The organism is Escherichia sp. Lx600-2 (genome assembly GCF_036662595.1).
Lineage (GTDB): Bacteria > Pseudomonadota > Gammaproteobacteria > Enterobacterales > Enterobacteriaceae > Escherichia > Escherichia coli.
On record NZ_JAYQWM010000237.1, the window covers coordinates 1 to 1,104 of the forward strand.

At 39.1% G+C, this 1,104-nt stretch carries 1 protein-coding gene; it reads right to left on the reverse strand.

What is annotated here, in order from left to right; all coding sequences use genetic code 11:
* Positions 1-203 precede the first annotated feature (203 nt).
* A partial coding sequence (locus OQV04_RS24745) for an alpha amylase C-terminal domain-containing protein (protein ID WP_332643247.1) occupies positions 204-1,104 on the reverse strand: 901 nt, incomplete at its 5' end.

Consider the following 1,104-nt stretch of genomic DNA (forward strand, 5'->3'; position numbering starts at 1 on the left):
GAAAGCGTGCGTATTGCCTGAAAACACAACCCGCTACGGGGGAGACTTACCCGAAATCTGATTTATTCAACAAAGCCGGAATTACCATCAGAGAACAGATTATCTGGTCGATAAAAAACAGTAAATGGCTTCACTGCAAAATGACCGTCAGTAAACTAAACATATTATCTGCCCCGTTTTAGCGGGGCAGATATAACATTAAATTACAAATAGAGATAGTTCGGCAGTTCTCCTGTTTTCCCTAAAAGAAGAGCGCTACGCCCAGGAATATTGATATTTAGAGTTCCGCCTCTAAGCGTAAATACTTTACCAGGGGGGATAAATTTTCGGGTATTATTAATAATAATGTTAACGCTATTACTCCCCATGTTTTTATATTTTCCAGGTTGCAATTTGTTAGGCCAGGTACCTTCAACTTCTTCGTTTCCTTTATTTATTATAACTAGTCCGTCATGAGGAGAGTGATTAATATTCACAGAATCCCCACGACTAAAGGCCAGAACGTTTTTAGTTGCAAATACACCCTCAAATGCGCTCCATATTCCTGCTTTATCTATATATAATGCGTGGAATTCATTGTAGAGCTGCTGATAGGTAGAGCAACCTTTATTAAGCCACGCCTCACCGCCGACACGCGTCGACCCATCATCATTTTTAATTTCAGTCGTTGATTTTAATACTTGGCCATCCCAGTAAACTAAAGGCCTGCTGAACGGGAGAGCGGCCATATATGCCATTGCTAATTGTTCATCTTGTTGATGGTTAAATAGAAAGTCATTGAAAAGATTGCCATTGTTAGGAAAATCGTGGTTAATGTTAATCAATATCCGTCTTTCTGATGGGATGCTTGAGATTGTGGAACCCGGTTTTGATGCAAGGGTTTGGAGATCGCCACCAAATGAAAAGGCTTTTATCGTCTTCATGAGCAATGAAAAATCAATGGCGCTTAAATCATCTCTTTCATAAAGTAGCGATGACATTTGTTGTTCATCCAACTGGCAAGTTACCAGATATTCCATGTAATTCATAACGACTTTTTCATGATATTTTGGCTGAAATAAGATAGTATTCTGTAATCGCCCATTAGAATTTTTAAGCGGTGGT